The organism is Methylocystis sp. ATCC 49242 (assembly GCF_000188155.2).
In the GTDB taxonomy this organism is placed as follows: Bacteria; Pseudomonadota; Alphaproteobacteria; order Rhizobiales; family Beijerinckiaceae; genus Methylocystis.
The window spans coordinates 1,005,369-1,027,595 of the sequence record NZ_KE124774.1; the positions used below are offsets into that span (position 1 = coordinate 1,005,369).

At 60.9% G+C, this 22,227-nt stretch carries 23 protein-coding genes; 7 read left to right on the forward strand and 16 right to left on the reverse strand.

The window, feature by feature from the left end:
- Positions 1 to 9: 9 nt before the first annotated feature.
- On the forward strand, positions 10 to 606 hold the full coding sequence (locus tag MET49242_RS06870) for a superoxide dismutase (protein WP_036281714.1): 597 nt from the start codon (positions 10 to 12) through the stop codon (positions 604 to 606).
- A gap of 127 nt (positions 607 to 733) precedes the next feature.
- Here MET49242_RS06870 and MET49242_RS06875 read toward each other — a convergent pair whose 3' ends face one another.
- From MET49242_RS06875 to MET49242_RS06885, 3 genes are all read right to left on the reverse strand, one after another.
- Positions 734 to 940: a hypothetical protein gene (locus MET49242_RS06875; RefSeq protein WP_036281716.1), complete on the reverse strand. Its 207-nt coding sequence runs from the start codon at positions 938 to 940 to the stop codon at positions 734 to 736.
- A 33-nt stretch (positions 941 to 973) separates the two neighbouring features.
- Positions 974 to 1,522, reverse strand: a complete 549-nt coding sequence (locus MET49242_RS06880; RefSeq protein WP_036281719.1) for an SRPBCC family protein — start codon at positions 1,520 to 1,522, stop codon at positions 974 to 976.
- A 195-nt stretch (positions 1,523 to 1,717) separates the two neighbouring features.
- Positions 1,718 to 2,920, reverse strand: coding sequence for a pyridoxal phosphate-dependent aminotransferase (locus MET49242_RS06885; RefSeq protein WP_036281722.1), 1,203 nt, complete (start codon positions 2,918 to 2,920; stop codon positions 1,718 to 1,720).
- 213 nt (positions 2,921 to 3,133) lie between these two features.
- Between MET49242_RS06885 and MET49242_RS06895 the strand changes: the two genes are divergently transcribed.
- The gene (locus tag MET49242_RS06895; protein WP_036281726.1) at positions 3,134 to 4,093 is read left to right on the forward strand and encodes a phosphatase PAP2 family protein; all 960 of its coding nucleotides are present in this window, start codon (positions 3,134 to 3,136) and stop codon (positions 4,091 to 4,093) included.
- Positions 4,094 to 4,354: 261 nt separating this feature from the next.
- Positions 4,355 to 4,582, forward strand: a complete 228-nt coding sequence (locus MET49242_RS06900; RefSeq protein WP_036281729.1) for a hypothetical protein — start codon at positions 4,355 to 4,357, stop codon at positions 4,580 to 4,582.
- A gap of 136 nt (positions 4,583 to 4,718) precedes the next feature.
- On the opposite strand, the gene MET49242_RS06905 is transcribed toward MET49242_RS06900, so the two are convergent.
- From MET49242_RS06905 to MET49242_RS06940, 8 genes are all read right to left on the reverse strand, one after another.
- Positions 4,719 to 5,327 (reverse strand): copper chaperone PCu(A)C, encoded by a 609-nt coding sequence (locus MET49242_RS06905; RefSeq protein WP_036281731.1) that lies wholly within the window; start codon positions 5,325 to 5,327, stop codon positions 4,719 to 4,721.
- A 70-nt stretch (positions 5,328 to 5,397) separates the two neighbouring features.
- Positions 5,398 to 7,323 carry a CopD family protein gene (locus tag MET49242_RS06910; protein ID WP_036281734.1) on the reverse strand — a complete coding sequence of 642 codons (1,926 nt, stop codon included), beginning with the start codon at positions 7,321 to 7,323 and terminating at the stop codon, positions 5,398 to 5,400.
- A 130-nt stretch (positions 7,324 to 7,453) separates the two neighbouring features.
- Positions 7,454 to 7,849, reverse strand: a complete 396-nt coding sequence (locus MET49242_RS06915) for a copper resistance CopC family protein (RefSeq protein ID WP_036287210.1) — start codon at positions 7,847 to 7,849, stop codon at positions 7,454 to 7,456.
- Positions 7,850 to 7,934: 85 nt separating this feature from the next.
- Positions 7,935 to 8,552 (reverse strand): hypothetical protein, encoded by a 618-nt coding sequence (locus MET49242_RS25485; protein ID WP_244430744.1) that lies wholly within the window; start codon positions 8,550 to 8,552, stop codon positions 7,935 to 7,937.
- A 436-nt stretch (positions 8,553 to 8,988) separates the two neighbouring features.
- Entirely contained in the window at positions 8,989 to 10,251 is a 1,263-nt protein-coding gene (gene amoB, locus MET49242_RS06925) for a bacterial ammonia monooxygenase, subunit AmoB (RefSeq protein WP_036287217.1), read from the reverse strand.
- Positions 10,252 to 10,416: 165 nt separating this feature from the next.
- On the reverse strand, positions 10,417 to 11,175 hold the full coding sequence (gene amoA, locus MET49242_RS06930) for a bacterial ammonia monooxygenase, subunit AmoA (protein ID WP_036281738.1): 759 nt from the start codon (positions 11,173 to 11,175) through the stop codon (positions 10,417 to 10,419).
- A gap of 291 nt (positions 11,176 to 11,466) precedes the next feature.
- Positions 11,467 to 12,237 (reverse strand): bacterial ammonia monooxygenase, subunit AmoC, encoded by a 771-nt coding sequence (amoC, locus tag MET49242_RS06935; protein WP_084678888.1) that lies wholly within the window; start codon positions 12,235 to 12,237, stop codon positions 11,467 to 11,469.
- Positions 12,238 to 13,183: 946 nt separating this feature from the next.
- Positions 13,184 to 14,221 carry a cytochrome-c peroxidase gene (locus MET49242_RS06940; protein WP_036281739.1) on the reverse strand — a complete coding sequence of 346 codons (1,038 nt, stop codon included), beginning with the start codon at positions 14,219 to 14,221 and terminating at the stop codon, positions 13,184 to 13,186.
- Positions 14,222 to 14,622: 401 nt separating this feature from the next.
- On the opposite strand from MET49242_RS06940, the gene MET49242_RS06945 reads away from it, so the two are divergent.
- The 4 genes from MET49242_RS06945 (at position 14,623) to MET49242_RS06960 (ending at position 18,525) form a co-directional block, all read left to right on the forward strand.
- Positions 14,623 to 15,771 (forward strand): cytochrome-c peroxidase, encoded by a 1,149-nt coding sequence (locus MET49242_RS06945; protein ID WP_244430746.1) that lies wholly within the window; start codon positions 14,623 to 14,625, stop codon positions 15,769 to 15,771.
- Between the two features lie 28 nt (positions 15,772 to 15,799).
- Positions 15,800 to 16,879 carry a metallophosphoesterase gene (locus MET49242_RS06950; RefSeq protein ID WP_036287223.1) on the forward strand — a complete coding sequence of 360 codons (1,080 nt, stop codon included), beginning with the start codon at positions 15,800 to 15,802 and terminating at the stop codon, positions 16,877 to 16,879.
- Positions 16,880 to 16,893: 14 nt separating this feature from the next.
- Positions 16,894 to 17,292 carry a hypothetical protein gene (locus MET49242_RS06955; RefSeq protein ID WP_036281741.1) on the forward strand — a complete coding sequence of 133 codons (399 nt, stop codon included), beginning with the start codon at positions 16,894 to 16,896 and terminating at the stop codon, positions 17,290 to 17,292.
- 135 nt (positions 17,293 to 17,427) lie between these two features.
- The gene (locus tag MET49242_RS06960; RefSeq protein WP_036281743.1) at positions 17,428 to 18,525 is read left to right on the forward strand and encodes a helix-turn-helix transcriptional regulator; all 1,098 of its coding nucleotides are present in this window, start codon (positions 17,428 to 17,430) and stop codon (positions 18,523 to 18,525) included.
- 311 nt (positions 18,526 to 18,836) lie between these two features.
- On the opposite strand, the gene MET49242_RS06965 is transcribed toward MET49242_RS06960, so the two are convergent.
- The 5 genes from MET49242_RS06965 to MET49242_RS06985 all read right to left on the reverse strand — a co-directional run bounded on the left by MET49242_RS06965 (position 18,837) and on the right by MET49242_RS06985 (position 21,557).
- Complete coding sequence (locus tag MET49242_RS06965) at positions 18,837 to 19,862, reverse strand: tyrosine-type recombinase/integrase (protein ID WP_036287226.1); 1,026 nt, start codon at positions 19,860 to 19,862, stop codon at positions 18,837 to 18,839.
- A gap of 35 nt (positions 19,863 to 19,897) precedes the next feature.
- Positions 19,898 to 20,095, reverse strand: a complete 198-nt coding sequence (locus MET49242_RS06970; RefSeq protein ID WP_036281744.1) for a hypothetical protein — start codon at positions 20,093 to 20,095, stop codon at positions 19,898 to 19,900.
- 127 nt (positions 20,096 to 20,222) lie between these two features.
- A complete protein-coding gene (locus tag MET49242_RS06975) occupies positions 20,223 to 20,507 on the reverse strand; it encodes a hypothetical protein (RefSeq protein WP_036281746.1) in 285 nt (94 codons plus the stop codon).
- 176 nt (positions 20,508 to 20,683) lie between these two features.
- Entirely contained in the window at positions 20,684 to 20,869 is a 186-nt protein-coding gene (locus tag MET49242_RS06980; protein ID WP_144259498.1) for a hypothetical protein, read from the reverse strand.
- 13 nt (positions 20,870 to 20,882) lie between these two features.
- Entirely contained in the window at positions 20,883 to 21,557 is a 675-nt protein-coding gene (locus MET49242_RS06985) for a hypothetical protein (protein ID WP_036281751.1), read from the reverse strand.
- Between the last annotated feature and the right edge of the window lie 670 nt (positions 21,558 to 22,227).

Sequence of the window (22,227 nt, forward strand, 5' to 3'; positions counted from 1 at the left end):
GAGAGAATTATGTCCTTCACCCTTGAAGACCTCCCTTACGCCTACGACGCTCTTCAGCCGTATTTGTCGCGCGAATCCTTCGAGTACCACCACGACAAGCACCACGCGACCTATGTGACGAACGCCAACAACCTCGTCAAAGGCACGGAATATGAGGGCAAGCCGATCGAGGAAGTGATCGTGACGGCCTTCAATCGGAACACGCCGATCTTCAACAATGTCGCGCAGCACTACAATCATCACCACTACTGGAAGTGGATGAAGCCGAATGGCGGCGGCGCAATCCCCGGCAAGATCGAGAAGCTGATCGTCGAGTCGTTCGGCTCGGTCGACAAGTTCAAGGAAGACTTCCAGAAGGAAGGCCTCGCGCAATTCGGCTCGGGCTGGGTTTGGCTCGAAATGAAAGACGGCAAGCTCGCCATCCGCAAGACGCCGAACGCGGAAAATCCGTTGGTGCACGGCGCAGCGCCGCTCCTCGTCGCGGACGTTTGGGAGCACTCTTATTACATCGACTACCGCAATCGCCGCGCCGACTATCTCAAGGCCTTCCTCGACCATCTCGTGAACTGGGAACACGTCGAGGAAATGTACGACGCAGCCGTGTAAAGGTCGCGCGCGGCGCGAAGGTCGTCCAATCGCGCCGCGCAGCTCGGCTCTCGACCTTGCTTGCGCCGACAAAAAAGGACCGGACTTTCGTCCGATCCTTTAAAAAAATGTTCCACGGTCAGGCGGGTTAAAAGCAGCGCCTCACGCGCACGCCGTTGATGAAGACGAAGCGGCATACCGGCACCCTGCGCACGACGGCTGCCCCGCGCGGGCCGGCGCAACCGGCGCGATAAACGCCGCGTGCGCAGACGACGGCGTTGGCTTCATCAGGCTGCGCCGTCATCGTTGCGGCGAATGTCAGCAGGCCGAGGCCGGCAAGAGCAAGATATTTCATCACGAATGTCCTTTCTTTACGATCGCGCCACTGTTACGGCGCGAGAACTTTCGGCTTCGCCTCGACGACCGCCTTGAGATTGGCGAGACCTTGCTCGAACTGCCCCCCGACCATCTTATCCATATTCATGAAAACGCTCATGGCCTTGCCCATGAATTCGTGTTTGCCAGACATGACCCAGGTGATTTCGGTCTGGTTTTCGCCCACGGGCTTCAGATCGAACTGGACGTCGTTGACGGCCTGCATCGGCTTCTGGAACGCGATCTTGATCCGAACCCGCTCGTTCTGGGTGCTCTCGATGATCTTCATCCTGCCGGCGCCCACCTGTTTGTTGCCGGACCACGACATTATAGCCCCGGCGCCGAGTGGCGAGCCTTCAAACGCGATCGTCTGATTGGGATCGAGCTTCGCCCATGGCGACCAGAGCTCCCAATTGTGAAGATCGTTTATCTCGGGGTAGATGGCCTCGGGCTGCGCATTGACGACAGCCGAACGCGCGATGCGGAAAGTGTCCGCCTGCAAGGAAATATAAGCGATCAGGGCGCTTACCGCGCCGAGCAAAAGCAACAGAAACAGGGTCATTCGCGCCACTCCGGTCGATGCGCGAGCCTGGGGAAGACTCGCGCTTTTTCGACAATCTAGGGCGCATGGGCGCGCCGCGTAAAGGCGGCGACGCGACCAGAGCAAATTCGGTGAATTCGAATTCGCCGAATTTGCTCCCGCTTCATATCCTGTTGCGCGTTCGAAAGGAAAACCGCCGACACTTTGCTCAGCGCTTTAACGGAGGCTCGCGCAGAAGGTTTGTATCTTGTGGCAGGCCTTTTCGAGCACGAGCGCCGACGCCGCATAGGAGACGCGGAAGTTCGGTCCCGTGCCGAAGGCCGAGCCCTGCACGACGGCGACGCCCTCCGCCTCGAGCAGCGCGGTGACGAAATCCTCGTCGGTCTCGATCACCTTCCCCGCGGGCGTCTTGCGACCGATCGCCTCGGCGCAGGACGGGAAGACATAAAAGGCGCCCTCGGGCGTCGGGCATTTCAGATATTTCGCCTGGTTGAGCATGGACACGACGAGGTCACGCCGCTCCTGGAACGCCTTGCGGAAAATCGAGAGATGCTCCTGCGGCCCTTCCAGCGCCTCGACCGCCGCCCATTGCGCGATCGAGCAGGCGCCGGAGGTCTGCTGGCCCTGCAGCAGGTCCATGGCCTTGATCAGCGCGCTCGGGCCGGCGGCGTAGCCTATGCGCCAGCCGGTCATGGCGTAGGCCTTGGAGACGCCGTTCATGGTCAGCGTGCGGTCCATCAGCGCCGGCTCGACCTGCGCAGGGGTAACGAATTTGAAATCGCCATAGACGAGATGCTCGTAGATGTCGTCAGTGAGGACATGCACTTGCGGATGGCGCAGCAGCACGTCTGTCACCTTCTTCATCTCGTCGAAGCTGTAGGCGGCGCCCGAGGGATTCGACGGCGAGTTGAGCACGAGCCACTTGGTCTTCGGCGTGATGGCGGCCTCGAGCGCCTCCGGCTGCAGCTTGAAGCCGTCCTCCATCTTCGTATCCACGAAAACGGTCTTGCCGCCGCAGATCGCCACCATCTCGGGATAGCTCACCCAATAGGGCGCGGTGACGATCACCTCGTCGCCGTGATTGAGCGTGGCGAGAAAAGCGTTGAACAGAATGTGCTTGCCGCCCGTCGCGACGATCGTGTCGGCGGCCTTGTAGTCCAGCCCGTTCTCGCGCTTGAACTTCCGCGCGACCGCCTCCCGCAGCTGCGGGATGCCGAGCACGGGCGTGTAGCGGGTCTCGCCGCGGTCGATGGCGGCCTTGGCGGCGTTGCGAATGTGCTCGGGCGTGTCGAAGTCGGGCTCGCCAACCGAGAGGCTGATGACCTCCCTGCCCTGCGCTTTCAGATCCCGCGCCTTCTGCGTCACGGCGATCGTGGCGGAGGGTTTTACGCGCGAGAGAGCATGGGCGAGGAAGGACATTGATAAGCGCCTTTTGCGAGGGAGCGCGGCTTGGTGCGCCGCACATAACGCCGCCGAAGATAGTCGCGCCTTTTGCGCCGATCAATGGAAAAGCCAATGTTTGCGAGCGCCGAATATTGCTGGTGCGGCGCGGCACACAGCTTGGACGTCGCCATTAATCGGATATTTGGGACCGGACAGGCTTAATGCGGCGAGCCAAACGGGGGCTTGCCGATGTCTGCTCGACTGCTGACCTACGCGGATTACTGGCGTCTCGGCGTCATTTTCGGCTGCGTGGCGCTTTTCGAACTTTTCTCGCCCTTCACGGCGCTGCGAGTGGACTGGAGCACGCTCATCCCCGTCTATCTGATGGCCGGCGCGCTCACCGGCGTCGGTGTCGTCTATCGCCTGCTGGGGCGCGATGAGGGCATAGCGGCGACTGTTTTCGTCGTCGCGCAGATCGTCGTCTATTCGAATGTCGCCGTTCTGGACAACTACCTCGGCCTCGAACTTCGTCGCCCGCTGAACGACGCCTTCCTCGCCCGGGTCGACCAGGCGATGGGAATCGACTGGTGGGGCTATGTCGTATGGGCGAAATCCAGTCCCCTCTTCGGCCGGATGCTGACCTTCGCCTATCTGACGTCGCTGCCGCAGGTGGCGGCAGCGATCATTGTTCTCGGCTTCACGAAACGATTCGAGCGCCTCGACCGGTTTACCCTCGCCTTCATGTTTTCCTCGGCGCTGACGATCGCCCTCTGGACGGCCTTCCCGAGCTTCGGCGCCTTGCCCTTGCATTACGCGCAGGGTCTTGCCGATCCGACGTTCGAACTGGCCATGTCGAAAGAGGAAGCGCTGAAACTGCTGGCGTTGCACGTCGGGCCGACGCCGACCCTGCGCATGGAGGACTTCACCGGCCTCATCGGCTGCCCGTCCTTTCACACGGCGTTAGCCATATTGTCGGTTTACGCGCTGTGGGGAACGCCGTTTTTCGGAAAGCTCGCGATCATGCTGAACATCCTTGTTTTGATGTCGATTCCAGCCGATGGCGGGCATCATTTCGCCGATGTCGCGGTCGGCGCCGCCATTACCGTCCTTGCCCTGCGCCTCGCCGATTTTGCACTGCGGAGAAAAAGCATCGTCGAAATCGCGGCTTCTACTTCGGCTTCCGAGCTAACTGGCCGTGTTACAGCATAGTTCACGCAGCCTGCGGGAGTGCTGCAAGTGCGAAAGAAAAGCGACTCCGCAAGACGAATCAACTATTTGATCCGGCGGGTGGTTCAATTATTAAAAATTTATAAAAATTCCGAAAAGGCATGCAACTTTTTCCGCCGATCGTCGTTTCTACTGCAAGGACGCGGACGTAACACGGTCCGGAGCTCTTCCGCGGCGTCTGGAGGGAGCGGTCGCCGGGGTGTTGGGCAGCTACAAGGGCGAAATGCGAGAGGAATAAGTAAAATGTCGCTCGTTGATAAGTTCGACGATCAGATTGAACCCGCTTTCACGCGCAGCTTCGATCGCGAGTCGGCTCGTAGGCAGTTTCGTGTGTCGATCCTGCTGGTAGCCGCGATGGCGACAGCGGCGTTCGTATTGGGCTTCGCTCTGCCGGTCAATTCCGTTCAAAAATCATCGCCGCTCGCCGACAACGGCGCCTTTTCGGGACGTCTGGTCTCGATGGAACGCTGAACGGCGTTTTTGAATAAAGTCATTTACATAAGCGCGCGCCGCGAGGCGCGCGTTTGAATTTTTGCGAATAGTTGCTTCGCCGTAGCCTCGATACGCAGGATGCGGCGTCAAAGCCGCATCCCTCGCCGCGCGCCGGTTATTGCGCGCCTTCGGTCTTCTTCTCCTCATGATGGTGCTGGTGGCCGTGATGGCCCTCGTGCCCGGCTTCCGGCTTCGGCCCGGAGGTGTCCTTGTTGTGGGCTTTTTCCCAACGCTCCATCGCTTCGGCGTCATGCGCGTGCTTGGCGTCGGGCGCGTCGATCGCGGCGTCGATCACAACTTCGCCCGCCTTCTCGAAGACGAGCGTCATCTCGAGGCCCCAGCCGACTTCGAGATGCTTCTTGGCGTCGAGCAGCGCGACATAGGCGCCGCCGGGCGCAAGCGTGATCTTCTGCTTGGGCGGCAGCAACACCGGCGCTTCCAGCGCGAGATTCTTGGCGTCGCCATGAATGACGGCGCTGCCGAATTTCTCGACCTTGACTGCGACGAGCTTGTCCGGGGTGTCGCCGTTGTTGTGAATGAAGGCGTAGAAAGACGCGTTCTTCTCGCCGTCCGCGGGGGCGCGGAGCCAGGGATGCTCCACCTTCAGCTTGCCCACGTCATATTCATGCGCCTGCGCTGAACCCCGCAGCGCAACGACTCCGAGAGCCGCGCCCGCGAGCAAAGAGCCCCCCGACGCCAAAAGATCACGCCGCTTGATCATCATCTTTCTCTCCCTTGATAGGCCAGCTTTGGCGCCGGCTTGAAAGCGCTTTTCTCTCACTCGCGCCAAAAGCTCAGTGCGAGTGCAGATTGATTTCGACCAGCGGCTCCTGCGCCATCATTGCGACCTGCGCGGCGAGCTGTGTGGCGTTGCCGTCGTCAGGCGCGAAGTGGCGGAAGCGCGCGCGCACATAGCCCGAACGATCGACGAGGAAATGCGCCTCGCTGATTTCGGTCGTGTAAGGCACGTTCGGATAGCGGTTGATGATCGAATACGCCATCTCTACCGCCTTCGGGTGCGTCGCTTCGAGCCCCTTCGCGGCTGCCGGGCAATCGCCGGTGTAGACCGTCACATGATTCGCGCCGGAGGCCTTGGCGGATTCAGCCGCCTTCAACAGGCTTGCCTCGAGCTCCTTGGCTTCCTCGCCCGTCGCCGTGCAGCGCGCAAAGGAGATGAGCGTCGGCTTGCCGCGCAGCTTGAAGAAGGTTGTCACCTCCTCCTTCGGATCCACGAGGGCGAAATCCGGAGCGATCAGCCACTGGATCATCGCGACGGGGCCGATAAAACGCGAACGATTGGTGTTCGACAACATCAGCAGATAGTTGATCATGTCCCAGCGATCGTCGACGTCGAGCACATGCGCGAAGCTCGGCATGACGCCGCTTTGCCCGCCGAAGGTCAGCCAGTGGAATATGTCGCCGATCGTATGCGTTCCGACATGCGGCGCGGTCAGATCGGCGGGCTGGATCGCAAGGCCCTGCGCATTCTTGAGGTCCTTCGCCATCGGCCCATTGCCCTCGCCCATCGGGCCGTGGCACGCGACACAATTTTCCTGAAACGCCTGCATCCCACGCGTGACCGACTCGGCGGTGAAGTCCTGTGTCGGATCGTTGTAGGTGTCGGTATAGGCTTCCGTCGAGAACGAGACCGCAAGGCAAAGCAGCGCCGCGATCGTCGCCGCAGGCGCGGCGTAGAGCCGGCGCTCGCGTGTCGCAGGCGTCCACCAGATCATTGCCGCCGCGATCGCAAACACGCCCGATGCGATCGCCCACCACCAGATCGGCGACGGGAATGCCGGCTTCTGGCCCCAGGTCGCAATGTAGGAAAGCCGGAACGGCAGAGGCCAATAAATATCCGTCTCATGCGACGCCGGCGTAATGACCGCGATATACCCCGCGATCGCCAGCAGCCCCAGGCCAAACGCGGCCTCGACGCCGCCGATCTTGCCGACCCATTCGACGTCGAATTCGCCCGCGGGACGCTTCGCCATGTAGCGGACGATCGCCAAGGCGCACAGAAGGACCGCGCAAAGGAAGGTGAGCTTCAGTGTCAGCAGCCGACCGTAAGGAGTCGCCAGCATATTGGGTATGCTGCCGACATTCTCCCAGGCGATGGCCACACCGCTGACCGCCACGAGGCCGACGGCGACCTTCGCGACCATCGACCAGCGCTCGGCAAGCTGCGCCGCGACTTCCGGCGGCTTGCTCTTGGCGGTGAACATCCACCAGATGAGACCGAGAAGACCGCCGAGCCAAGTGAGTCCGGCCGCGGTGTGCAAAAGGAAGCTTATCTGCGTCCACCTCGGCAGGCCGTCGTCGATCGCATGGCCTGTAACGGAGACTACGGCGAGCACCACGACGCCCGTCCAGAGCGTGATGCGATCGAGCAGGTCGGACGACACAAACAGGCGCGCGACCGTCAGCCCTGCGAAGAAGAAGGCGATGAGTTGCGTCGCAATCCAGGCCATGCCGACGCTTGTGCCGAGCGTGAATTCGCGGAGCACCTCGAAATTCAACGGCCGCTCGGCGGGAATGATCGCCCGAGCTGTGACGAAAAGCAGCGCGAAACCAATCAAGGCGCGAAAGACAGCAGCCGCCGCGACAGGAATCTTGAAGCGCCCGCCATCCTCGCCGATGAGGCGGGGCAACAGCAAAAGCCCGACGGCAAGAGCTGAAGGCAGGCTTTCGAGGAAGCGTATGAACGCGAGAGACAGATACATTCTCTTTTCGCCCGATAATGCTCTCAAACCGGCGCAGCGCCGCCGCTGCTCTGCGTCGTCAGGAGATTAGAGGGAGCTGCACAGCAAGGAGCAAACCTTGCCGTGCGCGCGCTGATTGTCGATGATTCGATTACTTGGGATCGACCGTGAACTCGTAATTGCCCTCGACGATGTGCCCGTCGGTCGAGAGCACCCGATAGCGCACGACATATTTCCCCGGCGCCAGCTCCGGCGACTCGACCGAGAGCTCTCGCGGCTTGTCAGGAACGCCAATGGCGCCCGTCGCCAGCACCTTTCCGTCGGCGCCTTCGATCGTGAGCTTCGAATAGGCCGGCTCGACGCCCCCGCCGAAACGCAGCTTCACGGTCTTCGGCGATGTTGCGACATGGTCCTTGGAGGACGGCGTCGCCTCGACGAGAAAGGAGTGTGCGAGCGCCGGCGAGCCGGCCATCGACATGGCGACGGCCCCGGCCAACAGCAGCTTCGGGGCGTTGATCCCGCGCAACGATGGAACAAACTTCATCATGACGTTTCCCCTGAGGCGCTTGGGCCTCTTCACTTTGAACGAGCGTTTATCCCGCTTTTTGAAATGAACACGCTGAAGGACCCATTCAAGACGCGGCCAGATCGGTCGCCTCTTTCTTCTTTCCCCCGGACGGATGGGTGTGTTTCCAATACACAAACACGATGCCGGCGATCAGGATCGTTCCTGCAATCTGCGGCACCCAGGCCCAGAGCGTCTCCCCGACCATGAATTTGAATTGAGCCGTTTCCTGCTGGCCACTCTCTCGCGTCAGCGTTACCAGGCCGATGTAATGCCCATTGTTCGCGAAATTGTGCTCGACGCTGAATGTGCCCTTCGAATATTTCTTGGCCGGGAGATGCAGTTCGGTAAGGGCGTCGAGCTCCTTCTCGCCGGTCGGCAGAACCGGTGTCAGCGGATCACGGATGATGCGCAGTTCGAGCGGCAGATCCCGAAAAGCCGGGTTCTCGATGTCGAAGGCCATTATCGTTCGACCCGTCGCCGGAATTTCATCGCAATATTCGCTGCGCGATTTGTCCGGCTGAAAGACCGTGATGTGGATCATGTCATAGCCGAACATGACCATGCACATGTTCCCCATCGACATCGCTTCCGGGCCGGCGCCGCCCTCGGCGCGGGACTGCGGCGCAAACGCCATCGAAAGAACCACCCCGAAGATAGCGGCTACAGCGCTACGCCAATTCATCATTTCCATCCCTCGATTGTTCGTTTCTTATGGACGCCTGTCGCCATTCCAGATCGAAGATCGTCCGTGCTCGGTAACCGGGCCGACGTCGCATTCCTTCCCCGCTCGTCTTCATGCGTGATCCGCAGACGGGGAAGCGTTTGCGCCAGTGACCGCCAGCTTGCACTCCGCTGATATATTTCCTGAAAACTGCAGCGGAGGCGAGAGAAAAGCCCGCGTTGAGTTTGCGTCGAATGGACGCACCAATTGATTTTCAGCAAAAGCATTGGCCCTGTTTCAAAATACATCCCGCCGACCGCACCCGCTTTCAACGTGACAGGTCATTACTCCGCCACGGGAAATGCTGATCGACGAGCCAAACTGAGCATCGCCCTAAAAAAGGAACCGGCCGGATTTTCATCCGGCCGGTCGATTGTATCAGTCGTTCGAAGGACGCTTAGGGCATATCGCCGGCGACGAACTTCGGAATGACCGGGCCGCCGATTTCGGAGGCGTAGCGCTTGCCGTCCGGCGAGAAGAAGAACAGGAGGCCGCCGATCTGGCTGTCGGTGTCGTAAGCCAGGTCAGACAGACGCTCGATGTCCCAACGGGCGTCCTGGATCTTCACGACGATCTCCTTCGCCTCGCCCGGCGCGATCGGGGTCGCGTCAACCGACAGGCCACGGTCGGCCAGCAGGTAGTCCGGGAAGTCCGGCTTCGTCGTGAACACGTCGGGGTTCAGGAAGCGCAGGCCAGCGGCGGTGTATTCGCCGAGACGCAGCGGCTGCGACGTGTTGTTCTTCACCTTGACGTTGATCGTCAGCTCGCGGCCCGGAACCTTGTAGACGCCGCCGTTCAGCTCGGTCGTCACATTCTCCTTGCCGACGCCCACGGTGCCTTCCGTCTCGATCGGCGTCAGAGGCTTCTGCAAGCCGGCCTGAAGCGGGATCGTGCGCGGGAAGGTCGAGTTCGTCACAGCGTAACCAACGATCGTCGCGAGGATCGTCAGAGCAAGGACGATCGCGCCGATGCGGCGGTCGTCATCGCCAATGACGTCATCAGCCTTGCCTTCCGCAACGCGGATGTAGGACGTGATGATGCCCTTCCGGACGAACCAGAAGAAGATCCACGCGGCGCCAACCGCCATCCACGGCAGATGCCACGCGTAAACGCGGCTGATGCCGTAGTGCTCGAGGTCAACGGTCGAACCGTCGAGGAGCGTCACCGGGTCGGTGAAGTCCTTCATGTCGCCCTTGATCTCAATCCACTGGCCGGGTCCGATGATCGGGCCGCCGCCTTCGACGTTGATCTGGGCGTGAACGTGCCAACGGCCGGCGCGACGGCCGCGCAGGTTGATCGAGAAGGCGTAGTCCTTGCCGATCTCCAGCGACACCGAACGCGGAGCAAACTGCTCGCCGATGAACTGCGCCGTGCGGACCAGAACCGGGCCGGGCTCGCCGGCGTTCAGGAACGAAACGCGCGGGTTCGCAACGGCCTGCGGCCACGCCGAGAAGACGTGAACCTTGCCCGAAAGAACCATTTCCTCGTTGACGTTGACCGTCGTCTTCGACCACTGAACGTCATACCAGTTCAGCGTGCGCATGCGAAGGAACGCCTGCTGCGACTTCTCGCCGTGCGCCGAGGCCGGAGCAACCGCTCCAAGCGTCGCCGCCACAGCAGCCGCCGCGCCAAAGGCGGCGAGCTTGACTAGCTTTTTCATGAACAAACCTCCCAGGTTCCTCTTCCGGCCGGCGCCTCGCGCGCCAGCCGATTTTTTCATCCGCAAACCGTCAGGCCAACCCGATGGACAAACCTGATCCAGTTTGCGTTCTTCCTTTTCCAGACGGGGACCGCGACCCTTCCGAACCGCGGACCACAGCCCGCATCAGATGGTGTCGATGACCTTGGTCGTGGAATACCAGCGACCCATGAACCACCACAGGAAATACACCATCATCGAGACGAAGCCCGAGAAGAACGCCGCAACCGGCACAACGTCCTTACCGAACGTGCGCAGCGTGCCGCGCTCGACCATGCGGATGTATTCCGGCATCGACGTGCGGACGAAGTGGAAGCCGATCAGGTCAGCAAGCGTCATCAGCTGACCATGCTGCTCGGTCGCCTGATGGAACGCCGCAATCGCCGGCCAGTTGTTCGGGTAGAACAGCAGACCCCAGCCCAGCGAGCCGACAACCGCCGTGATCACGTAGGAGCCCGACAGCAGAAGGATCACGTCGAGCCAGATCGCCGGAACGATCAGAGCAGACGGGAACACCAGGCTGATCGGGAAATACGTCCAGCCCCAGAAGTTGACGTAGCGGTTGATCCACTCGCCGATCAGAAGGCCCAGAGCCGCGAAAACGGCGCCGAACGGAAGACGGAAGTTGACCCACCAGAAAGCCTGCGACGCCGCGCAGAAGGTCACGCCCAGAATCGGCACAACCGTCGGCCACATACGACGATCCTTCCAGTCAACCCAGAAGTCCCAGTCGCCCGCCGTCAGCATGAAGTGGACGTGATAACCGCCGAGAACGGCGAAAAACAGCAGAACAAGAAGCATCCAGTCGACCGTCTGAACGCAACCCGCCGCCTCGGCGACGGAGTTGAACGGTCCGACCGCTCCCCCGCTTTTCGATTGTGACATCACTCTTCTCCTTGGTGTTTCTCGAGCGCTTCAAAACGCGCGAGTTTCTTTTTGCGACCAGACCGAAGGCTCTTCGCTCCCCGGACCGGCTCCCGGACGGCGCTCCAATGACGTCGTCCAGATCCCCTTCCACCCCGCGTTCCCGCGGCGTCTCTCTTTCGTGAACCCGAATTCAGGCCAAACTCCAAGAAACCGTCGCCGCCAGGCGAGCAGCCAAACCCCGCAAATTGTCCGAAACTTCAGGTCCGCCGAGAAAACCGCCCGCGCGCTCGGCGCGGGCGGCCATCGTCATTACTCGGTCAGGAGCTTGACGCCTTCCTTGCCGACGAGGGCATGGATGCGCATCAGGATCTGAAGGACGACGCCGAACACACCCAGAGCCATCCAGCCGAAGAACACGAAGCCCCAGTGAAGCGGAGCAACGAACAGCTCTTCCATGAACCAGAAGGTGTGGCCCCACTCATTCAGGCCAACGTTCGGGATGATCATGAACGGGCCGATGGCGACGATCAGGAACGCCAGCGAGTAGCCATGAGCAAAATACGGAATGCGGGTCTTCGCATAGAAGAACGCGCCAACCGCGATAACCGAGTAGATCGGGTAGCTCATGTAGAACTCGATGATGTGCGACGGCGTGAAGTCCGTGTCGCGAATCACCGTCATGTGCCAGGTGCCGTCCTGCTCCGTGAAGAACGAAGCGCCCCAGTAAATGGCGATGCCGTAAACGACAAGCCACTGAACCAGGACAACGAGACGACGCATCTCTTCACGAGGCGTAACAGCGTCGACGTTGCGGTCGCGAGTCTTCCACAGATAGCCGGCAAGGCCGAGGCCCGAAACCAGCTCAAGAGGAATCTCCGTCCACAGGATCGACATCCAATACGTCTGGAACTCCGGAGCGAACGAGTCCAGACCCGCGCGCCAGCCAAAGACCTGCTCGTAAATGCGAACGATCAGATAAAACACGTTCAGCAATACGAGGCCAATCCACATGCCACGCAGATCGACTACGGATTCTACTTCTGCAGCTGCGCCAGCAGCCGCGCTTGTCGTCGAGCTCATATTTTAACTCCTCCTATGTGCTCCCAGGGATATGCGCGTGACCGGTATCGCTCCGCCTCCCAGAACAGAGCTGCTTCGTCCTCGTTTTCGTAAACGTTGGGCGCAACCTATCTCAGTAGATCCGCGCCTCACCGCCCTTGTCTTGCCGCAGCCTTCCAAAAATCCAGCCCGAAGATCGAAACCCTCAAACCAAACCCTGGCACAGCCGCTTGTTGTTATCGGACGAACACCGACGTCGCCGCCTAAGACAAAGCCCAAAACAGACCCTCTCGGACCAGTTCAAAGACCCCGCTTAGCGTGGCCCAACAATTCCCCCTCCCCAAATTAATCACAATATCCCTTGGTATAGCTAAAAACTGTCTATCGAATAGTCAGTGCAGCCCCAGTGGATAGGAATAAAACTACCCTTTGGGGTCGCATGAAAGATTTTTTGGTATAATGGGCGTAACGCCCACCCGCGACAAAATCAGGACTTTCGGGCGATATGCAGGGCCGAGCCGATATTATGGCGAAAGTTTGTTCCCGCCCAGCCACTCCCCGCCAGATGGATTGTCACAGATGTGACCACAAATGCCTCATCATCTGGACCATCGATGGTCGGCATGGATGCTGTCGATGTCGAAAAAAGAGATCCGAGCCGGTTTCAGATCCATTCCGATCTGGTCAAATAATTGAAATGACGCTCGATTACTGAAATCGCCACGATGCGCTGCCCAATGCGACGCGCGGCGGCGGAGACCGTTGAGACGCTCCCCAGGCCAAATCTGCCTTCACGGCGCCGCGGCCGGTCGGCGACTGATTCCTATGTAGACAAGATTGGAGAAAACAACGCTCGCTATCGCCCTGGATCCTTGCGGGGGACGTCCGACACGACGAGCCCGCGATGCGTCGATTGAATGCGAACGGGATGAAGAGAGCGCGCCACAAGGGCGCGCTCCCGTGGCTGTTATTGAGGACGCGGCGTGTCCTTGGTGCGCGCCGGCAGGATCGGATACTGCACCTTGGGCTGGTCGCCGGTCAGCGTGCCGAGGAAAGCGACGATGGCGCCGGTTTCGTCCGCCGAAAGCGTCTGGCCGAGCTGGTCCTTCGCCATGATCGCCACGGCGTCCTCCAGCGTCCAGGCGCTGCCGCTGTGGAAATACGGCGCGTGCAATGCAACATTACGCAGCGGCGCGACGCGGAAGACGAAGTCGTCGGCGGCGTTGCCCGTAATTTTCGAACGGCCCTTGTCGGTCTGCGAGATAACCTCCGGGCCCGGCTTCTGGGCGACGCCGAACGGCTGGTAGCTGTTGCCGCCGACGTTCACGCCGTTGTGGCAACCCGCGCAGCCCTTGTCCATGAACAGGCGCAGGCCCTTCTTCTCGACCTCGTTCATGGCGCTGTCGTCGCCCTTGAGGAACTTGTCGAATTTGGCGTTGGGGGTCGTCAGCGTGGCCTCGAAGGCCTCGATGGCGTTGGCCATGTTGTCGAAGCTGACCGGATTCGCGTCATTCGGGAAGGCGGCGCGGAACTCCGCGACATAGGCGGGCATGCTGCGCAGCGTCGCCTCGACGGCGGCGGGGGTGTTGTTCATCTCAACGTCCGCCTGCACGGGGCCTTTCGCCTGCGCCTTGAGATCGACGGCGCGGCCGTCCCAGAACTGCGCGATGTTGAACACGGCGTTAAGCACGGTCGGGGCGCGGCGTCCGCCCTTCGCCCAACCGTGGCCGATCGAGAGCGGCCCCGCGTCGACGCCGCCCGTGGCGAGGTTGTGACAGCTGTTGCAGCTGATGACCTGGCTCTTCGAGAGGCGGGGTTCGAAGAAGAGCTTCTTTCCGAGTTCGGCCTTCGCAGGCGTCAACTCGTTGTTCTTCACGATGGAAGAGACATTGACCGAATCGACGGTCTTGAACACCGCGGTGGCGTCGGCGCGAAGGTCGCCGGCGTGAGCCATCAGCGGGAAAAGCAGCATCGCGCTCGTTGAGGCGATCCGAAGTCGAGACATTATGTTTCACTCCCTGGTTTTTTCGTCACGCAAACCCGATCGCCTCCGGCGGCCGCATGGCGCCTGAAGCTCGATCATCGGCTACCACAACCCCGGGCGCCGAAAAAGCCCTCACGGCGCAGCGCGGGAACGCGCCAGCCCCTTATGGAGGAGCTCTTGTTACGGAATGAGTTCGTCCCCGCCATCAGGCGCCGTGGTGAGATTGCGACCGGAAATTGAATTATCCCGCTGGGAGGAGCATGGGCCGCCGGACCTCGGGCCGGCGCTTCGCTCGTCTCGAGCCTGACAGCATTCGCGCGACGGAAATACGACAAGCGCGAATGGACTCCCCTTTACATACGTCAACAAGCGCCAAGTTAACCACGGGTGGTGAAGAGCCGCATCGGGGACGGGAGGAAACGATGACCATGCGCCTGGATGCAACGGGGATTCGCGTCGAAGCGACGCTCGCCGCTCTCTTGCTCACATTCCTTCTCGGCGTCTCTGGTTCCGACGCCGAACCTCTGGGTCTGCCCCCTGTCCCGATTCCCGCTGACAATCCCCAGACGCCCGAAAAAATCGCATTGGGCGACAAGCTGTTTCACGACGCGCGCTTTTCGATCGACGGAACTGTGAGCTGCGCGACCTGTCACAATGACAAGAAAGCATTCACAGACAGGCCGCTGCGCGTGTCGGAGGGTCATCACAAACTCACCGGGACGCGCAATGCGCCGACGGTGATCAATGCCGCCTATTTCACAACGCAGTTTTGGGATGGCCGCTCACCGTCCCTCGAAGACCAGTCACAACATCCGATGGTCAATCCGGTCGAGATGGGACTGCCTAGCCACGAGCCCGTGCTCAAGATCGTGCGCGAGGATCCGGCCTATGTCGAAGCCTTCAGGAAGGCGTTCGGAAAGACCGGAAACGATGTGACGATGGACCACGTGAAAAAGGCCATCGCCAGTTTCGAGCGCACGGTCATTTCGGGCGACTCGCCCTTCGACAGATGGCGATTCGGCGGCGACGCCAGTGCGATCAGCGATCAGGCGAAACGCGGATTCGAGGTTTTCGTCGGACAGGGCCGCTGCGTCTCCTGCCATGTGATCGAACAGACGCAGGCGATCTTTACCGACAACCGGTTCCACAACATCGGGGTCGGCATCAATCGCATACAGGCGGATGTCCCGAAACTTGCCGCCGAATTTCTGAAGGCCAAGACGGCGGGAGGCGACGTCGACAGGTCCGTGCTCGGCGATCCGAAGACGTCGGACCTCGGCCGTTTCGCTGTAACCGACTCCTTCGACGAGATTGGCGGCTTCAAGACCTCGACCCTGCGCAATGTCGCGGTCACTGCGCCTTACATGCACGACGGTTCCCTCAAGACGCTCAAGGACGTCGTCATACATTACAACAACGGAGGGATGAGCCCCGGCGATCCGCCGACCGTGAACCCCTATCTCTCGGGCGGCATTCGTCCGCTCAATCTCTCAAATGAGCAGATGGACGATCTCGTCGCCTTCCTGGAGACGTTGACGAGTCCCGCTTATGTCGCCGCCCGGACGAAATGACGCGACGCAAACCGCGACGGAGGAAACAATGTCGAAACTCATCACCAGGCGAAGCGTCATGGCCGCGGGCGCTGCCGGGCTCGCGGGAACCGTAACGACGCTGCCGCTGAGCATGGTTCGGCTTGCCTTCGGCGGAACGCGCGAGGATTTCACCTTCACCTATATTTCCGATTCCCACATCCAGCAGATCAAGGGCGCGAGTTTCGTGCGCAATTGGGACACGGGCCTCAAGCGTGCGGTCGCCGAAGCCAATCTCATCGTTCCCGAATCCGATTTCGTGATGTTCGGCGGCGATCTCGCGCAGCTCGGCAAGCGCGAGGAGCTCGACCATGGCGCCGAGATGCTTTCACATCTCAAGAGCAAGCTCCATGCGGTGATGGGTGAGCATGATTATTATCTCGACCTCGGCGAATACTGGTCGAAACTCTACGGCCCGCAGTGGTACAGCTTCGATCACAAGGGCGTGCATTTCGTCGTGCTGAACTCGATCCTCACCACCGACGAGTGGACATTTCATCGCTGGCCGACCGCCGAGCGGCGCATGCAGGAGATGGCGGGCCTTGACAATCCCAACGGCTCGCCCTTCATGGTCGGCGAGAAGCAGCGGAAATGGCTGGCGGATGATCTCGCCAAGGTCTCGAAGGACACGCCTCTCATCGTGTTCTCGCACTCGCCGCTACAAAAAATCTACAAAGGCTGGAACTTCTGGACAGACGACGCCGAGCAGGTGCAGGCGCTGCTGCAACCGTTCAAGAGCGTAAACGTGATCTACGGACATGTGCACCAGATTCAGTACAACCAGATCGGCAATATCGCCTTCAACTCGGTGATGGCGACGGCGTGGCCCTGGCCCTACCCCGATTCTTATGCGCAGGCCGGCGCGCAGGTTCCCGTGCTCACCGTTCCGATGAACCGCGCCGACCCCTTCTTCGAGCGTGATGCGACAGGCTGGCAGCTCATCGACGTCAACTCCGGCCGGATCACAGCGCGTTACCAGCTTTGGGACAATCAGGAGCGTGTTGTCGGCTTCGACCGAAAGCAGGGAAAGCCGGTGGACAAGGCTTATCAGGAGCCGAGCCGCCGCAAGACGGCGCAAACCCACTACTGACCGAGGAGAACAACATGCGTCGTGTTACAATCGCCCTGGCCCTGGGCCTTTCCCTGATCGCGCAATCCGCTCTCGCGGATGAATTCAGCAAGGCCGACGTCGAGCGCTGGCAAGGCGAATTCGACTCCGTAGCCAAAAAAGGCCGCGAGTTGTGGACGAGCGGCGCGCTGGGGACGAATGGCGTCGCCTGCGCCCAATGCCATCCCAACGCCGCCAATACGCATCCGGAGACCTATCCGAAATTCCAGAAGCAGCTCGCGAAGGTCGCGCAGCTTTGGGAAATGGTGAACTGGTGCATCAAGAATCCGCTGCAGGGCGCGGCGCTTGCGGCCGACGATCCGAAAATGACCGCTCTCTTGTCCTACATCGCTTTCGAGCGGCGCGGCGTGAAGCTTACCCCCGGCAAACACTAAACTTTCTCTCGCCCTGCGGGGTCGGGATCGCCGGCCCGTCCCGGCCCAGCCCAAGCGAAACTGTTGCGCCGGCTGACGTTTTGAGCGACCTTTGTCGACTTGAATTGCGAGCCTACAAGTTTTGCCGGGTTATCGATGGACCAGGATCTCGTCGACCGCATCTATGCAAGTTCTTTTGCGCCAGAGCTCTGGCCGCGGGTCATGGACGAGCTCTCCCGAATGGCGGACGCGCGAGGGGGCGTGCTGTTCGCCGCGAATCCGAAGGCGATCAACTGGACGTCCTCGGACTGCGTTCGGGAGCACATGGCGGCCTACGCCACGGAGGGGTGGATCGAGCGGGGACGGGACCGGCGCGCCCGGCTGATGCGCCTTCGATACGCCGGGTTCATGGTTGAATCCGACATTTATACCCCCCAAGAGCTGGAGACCGACCCGACCTACCAGCAATTCCTGCGTCCGCGCGGCCTCGGCTGGACCGTTTCGACGGTGATGTCACTGCCGACGGGCGACGACCTTTTCATCTGCCTGAACCGCGATTTCGACCGCGGCCCGGTGGAGCCGGCCTTCGTCAGACGCCTCGACGAATTGCGGCCCCACCTCGCGCGCGGGGCGCTGATGTCGGCGCGCATGCAACTGGAGCGCGCCCGCGTCGCCAGCGAGACGCTCGCGCTCATCGGTCTGCCGGCCCTCGTCATCGGGGAGAAAGGACGAGTTCTCGCCACCAATCATTTGATGGAAGCCCTGACCGAGCATGTGCGCTGGCGTGCGCAGGACGCGTTCTCGCTACGGGATGACGCGGCCGACCAGTTGCTCGCCGGCGCGATGACGACCCTCCACGACGACCGGAGCGCCCCCACGCGCTCCTTCCCGGTGCGCGGCGCCGAAGAGCGTGCGCCCATGATCGTCCATGTCGTGCCGATTCGCGGCGCGGCGCGCGACATATTCGTGGGCTGCGCCGCCGTGGTTGTGATGACGCCCGTCGGAACGCCACAGGCGCCGCCGGTCGAGCTGGTGCAGTCGCTCTTCGACCTGACGCCCGCTGAAGCGCGCGTGGCGCGCAGCCTGGTCGTCGGAAAATCGCTGGAGGAGATCGCCGCGGACGGCGCCGTCTCGCGCAACACTGTGCGCACCCACATGCGCAACGTAATGGAAAAGACGGGCTGCAACCGTCAGGCGGAGGTCGTCTCGCTGCTCGGCGGGCTTTCGCCGCTGGGGGCAGGTTTCCCCGCCTGACGGTGCCCGTCATAGAAATCCGCCCGCGTCATCCGTTTGGACGATGATCAAGAATTACTTTCGTCATAATTCTTCAATCGAACAACGGGCGGCGGACGAAATTTCCGCGGACGCCAAAAGCCCCGGTGTTCGATACAAAACCGCGTTTTTCAGGCTACCTTTTAATCGTTCTATAGCTTCCAGCACTTTTCTCGATAAATTTTGGGGGGGGGCCTTCGCGAGGCCCCCTTTGCATTTTTATCTATATGATTTTTCTGACGTTTTTTTTGCATAGCGCCCGCACCCTAAAGACAGGTGCGGGAATAAAATGTTCACCGTTCGGGCTTGGCGAGCTTGGCAATCGCCTGTCGCGCGAGCCGGGCGCGATCTGCTTCCTTTGTATAGTGCGACGCCATTTGACCACCCGTCCAACCAAATAGCGCCTCTAGCTCCGCGACGGTCGCGCCAGCATTCGCCGCGCGCGTCGCCGCGACCTTGCGAAGGCCATGCGGCGAAGCGTCGACGCCAGCGGCTCTACAGGCGCAGAGGAACATGGCGCTGAATGCGTCGGCGCAAATCGGTCGACCGGACTTCGTCGCGATGAAATTCAGGTCGCCCGTGGGACTCTTGTCGATAATCTCGGCAAGCGCCGGAAGCATTGGCAGATGCACCGGCGTGTTCGTCTTTTCCGTCCTCAGGCTGATAACGCCGTCTCGGACGTGCTGACGACCGAGCTTCACCACGTCGCCGCGCCTCAGTCCGGTATACATCAGAATCGCCAGCGCAAGCCTCTCGCGCGTGCCAACAGGCCAACGCGCTTCAAAGCGTTCAATATCCGCCTCAGTCCACGGACGATGACCGTCTGTTCTTTGTGACAGCATCTTGACGCCTTCGCACGGATTGGTTGCGACATGGTCCGCCTCGAACGCCCAAGCGAATAGCCCGGCCCTCGCCTTCAAGAAATGATTTGCAGCCGACGGGGTTGCGCGGCGCCGGTCCCTGCCCTCGACAATCTTGGCGCGCGTGACGGCCGTATAAGCCTTGTCGCCTGCGGCCTCGATAACCGCCTGAAATATGCGCTCGCGTCGCTGGCGCGTCTCTAGGGCGAGTTGTGACCAGTGTGAACTCTCGGCGCGGTATTTGTCGATCAGCCAGCGCAATGAGCCGCTCTTTGCGCCGGCGGGCTTCTTCGGCGCGACCTCCCCGGCCATGGCGGCGTGGTAGGCGCTCCAGAAATCATCACTGCCATATGCGTCAGGAAGACGGACGCGCGGCCCCTTCCCTTTCCGGAAATACCAGACGCGACGGCCGTGGCGCGAGATTTCCGAATGCAGATAGGGAGGGCGCGGGCGCGGCATATCGGCCTCACGGGAAGGATTATCGACGCGGCGAATCATAGGACAAAATCCGAATCCGCCTCAAGATGGCGCACCGGGTCATTGGCTGGCGACGACGCAGGGCCGTCATATGGGACGATGCGGATGGTTCCGTCCGGCGCGATCTCGACAGCCATGCGCGCGCCCGTCTGCTCGACGGCGCGGATGGCGCGGGCGATGTCGGCTTGGGTGCAGCGTGCGGGGTATCGGCTCACACCGACTCTATAGCGGCGAGCGCACGGCGAATTCGCGATTTAGCGCACAAATTTTAGGCAATGGCCGGGCGCGACAAAACGCGCGCAAATGGTTAGCGCTTCGATACGGTCAATCATTGTTGCGACGTTAGGACTTCGGTTTCGGAACCGACGCCGCGTCGATCTGCGAGCCGTCGCATTTATCGAACATCTGGATGTCGCCGGCATAGGCCTTGGTCGGCACGCTCGCGGTCGTCTGCGTGACGCCGAACAGGCCGACATGCGTCGTCACCGGCTTCTCGACGGCGCCGTCGAAGGTCTGCTGGCCGGCGATGGTGAAGCACTTCTTGCCGGTCTGAAGCGTCACTTCGGCCGCCTTGGTGTAGAATTGCGGCTGCGCCTGGTCGCGGAACGCCAGACCCTCGCCCTTCACCTCGATATGCGCCGAACTCGGTCCGGTCAGCCGAGCCCGAGGCGCTTGCCGTCGCGGTATCGCTTGTGCGCGTCGCGCATGATCGCGGCGCGGTCACAATAGGTCGTTGTCGGCTTGTTTATGTGGCGCTCGGGGGAAAAAGGCGGCACCGCAATATTAACTTGTGCGCGGACGATTTAAATATCGTCCAGCACCTTCAACATTTCATCAAGTTCGCGGTCGCGTTCGTCTTTGGCCGCAGCATCAAGTTCTGCAACACGCGCCTTCAGCCGTTTATTTTCGGCCTCCAAATCTCTTATTTTGGACCGATATTCGTTAAAAAGCGACAAGACCTTTGCTTTATCAAGCGGACGTTCGCTCACGCTTCCCTCCTTTTCAGTTTTCAAATCCGGGCGTTTCGGCGAGCGCCGCCTCGATGCGCTCGATGTCTGCCTGAGTAAGATCGGCGTGAACGACAGGCGCCAGCGGCCCGCCGACGGCTTCAAGCCGATGAAGTAATTCAAGTCGCCGACGCGCCACCATGCGCGTCGCGCCCTGCCCTAGCGCCTCCGCATATTCGGAAAGCGTCGGCTCGCGACCGAGGTGCTCACGGGCGTTGAGAAGCTCGGCGTATGAAGCGACAACGTCGGCGAGCCGGTTCTTGATTGCTCGCTCGCGCGCGCCGGTCGAGTTGCGCGCGACCCACGCCGACAGACGCCGCTCGATTTCGACAAGAAGCGCCTCGCCCTGATTCGGACCTACAGGGAGCTTCGGGGCCGGTAGCGCTTCGGCCTTCTTGCGCTGGCGATAACGTCGCTGGCGCAGCACATTTTTGGCGCGATTCAGGTCGAAACCATCGGCCGGCGTTTCGATTAATTCGGCGTCGTGGCGGCGCGCCGAAGCGTGACGGGACGGATTCGCCGTAAGCTCAGCCTTGAGTGCTTCAACCTTCCGCGCGTGTATGGCGGCGTCACGCGCCTTCTGCAAAGCCCTGCGTCGTTCCGCGTCTTTCTGGAGTCCCGCTTCGATCCGGTCGCGAGACCGCTGAATCATCTCTTTTGTGAGGCTCATTAGCGTAACCTTTCCGTGTCATTCTGACATGACAATAGTGTAATTTTTTTGTGCCATTCTTTCAAGACCGGACGCTGAAAGGCGTAAAATAATTTCAGTCCGGGTGATCCCGCGATGTCTTGAGGGGGTCTGGAGAAGTCTAAATGGTTGTGCCAGTCTCTATAGACGCCGAAGGATACTGGACGAGAGACTGGCGCAAATTCGTAGATATTGGCACGGTTTTCGTGACGCTCCCCCCTATATATATGTATTATTAGAGTCTTAGAGTCTTAAATAAATTTCGCTTTCTGCGCATCAAAATTGTGCCAGTCTTCCCCGGAGTGTAACGACACACCTACGGCTCGCCCCTGCGGGGCTCGCTTCCGCGCTACGCGCGGGGTTGCGCTTCGCGCTCCGGCTCGCTTCGCTCGCGGAGACGCTCCGGCGCAACCGCTTTTTTGAACCACCCCCGGAGGATGGATTTTTGACACCCCCCGGAATGGACTCCGCTGCGCTTTAGTCTACTAAAATTTTAAGCTAATCCCTGCGGGCGTTCGCCGGAGGCCCGATGCTAAACCTTTGTCGACACCTTCCTTTTTCCGCCGCGCCGCGCCTGCTAGCTACGCCTACGCCGGCGAATGCCTCTAGACGGGCCAGAAACGGGCCAAGCATTCGCGGAATCGATACGCTA

Bases quoted from the DNA above. Each gene is read 5' to 3' on its own strand.
- MET49242_RS06905 (WP_036281731.1), bottom strand. From the start codon at position 5,327: ATGATGATCAAGCGGCGTGATCTTTTGGCGTCGGGGGGCTCTTTGCTC.
- MET49242_RS06965 (WP_036287226.1), bottom strand. From the start codon at position 19,862: ATGCCGCGCCCGCGCCCTCCCTATCTGCATTCGGAAATCTCGCGCCAC.
- MET49242_RS06900 (WP_036281729.1), top strand. From the start codon at position 4,355: ATGTCGCTCGTTGATAAGTTCGACGATCAGATTGAACCCGCTTTCACG.
- MET49242_RS06880 (WP_036281719.1), bottom strand. From the start codon at position 1,522: ATGACCCTGTTTCTGTTGCTTTTGCTCGGCGCGGTAAGCGCCCTGATC.
- MET49242_RS06940 (WP_036281739.1), bottom strand. From the start codon at position 14,221: ATGTCTCGACTTCGGATCGCCTCAACGAGCGCGATGCTGCTTTTCCCG.
- MET49242_RS06950 (WP_036287223.1), top strand. From the start codon at position 15,800: ATGTCGAAACTCATCACCAGGCGAAGCGTCATGGCCGCGGGCGCTGCC.
- MET49242_RS06915 (WP_036287210.1), bottom strand. From the start codon at position 7,849: ATGATGAAGTTTGTTCCATCGTTGCGCGGGATCAACGCCCCGAAGCTG.
- amoB (WP_036287217.1), bottom strand. From the start codon at position 10,251: ATGAAAAAGCTAGTCAAGCTCGCCGCCTTTGGCGCGGCGGCTGCTGTG.
- MET49242_RS06945 (WP_244430746.1), top strand. From the start codon at position 14,623: ATGACCATGCGCCTGGATGCAACGGGGATTCGCGTCGAAGCGACGCTC.
- MET49242_RS06910 (WP_036281734.1), bottom strand. From the start codon at position 7,323: ATGTATCTGTCTCTCGCGTTCATACGCTTCCTCGAAAGCCTGCCTTCA.
- MET49242_RS06875 (WP_036281716.1), bottom strand. From the start codon at position 940: ATGAAATATCTTGCTCTTGCCGGCCTCGGCCTGCTGACATTCGCCGCA.
- amoC (WP_084678888.1), bottom strand. From the start codon at position 12,237: ATGAGCTCGACGACAAGCGCGGCTGCTGGCGCAGCTGCAGAAGTAGAA.
- MET49242_RS06960 (WP_036281743.1), top strand. From the start codon at position 17,428: ATGGACCAGGATCTCGTCGACCGCATCTATGCAAGTTCTTTTGCGCCA.
- MET49242_RS06870 (WP_036281714.1), top strand. From the start codon at position 10: ATGTCCTTCACCCTTGAAGACCTCCCTTACGCCTACGACGCTCTTCAG.
- MET49242_RS06895 (WP_036281726.1), top strand. From the start codon at position 3,134: ATGTCTGCTCGACTGCTGACCTACGCGGATTACTGGCGTCTCGGCGTC.
- MET49242_RS06985 (WP_036281751.1), bottom strand. From the start codon at position 21,557: ATGAGCCTCACAAAAGAGATGATTCAGCGGTCTCGCGACCGGATCGAA.
- amoA (WP_036281738.1), bottom strand. From the start codon at position 11,175: ATGTCACAATCGAAAAGCGGGGGAGCGGTCGGACCGTTCAACTCCGTC.
- MET49242_RS06955 (WP_036281741.1), top strand. From the start codon at position 16,894: ATGCGTCGTGTTACAATCGCCCTGGCCCTGGGCCTTTCCCTGATCGCG.
- MET49242_RS06885 (WP_036281722.1), bottom strand. From the start codon at position 2,920: ATGTCCTTCCTCGCCCATGCTCTCTCGCGCGTAAAACCCTCCGCCACG.
- MET49242_RS25485 (WP_244430744.1), bottom strand. From the start codon at position 8,552: ATGAATTGGCGTAGCGCTGTAGCCGCTATCTTCGGGGTGGTTCTTTCG.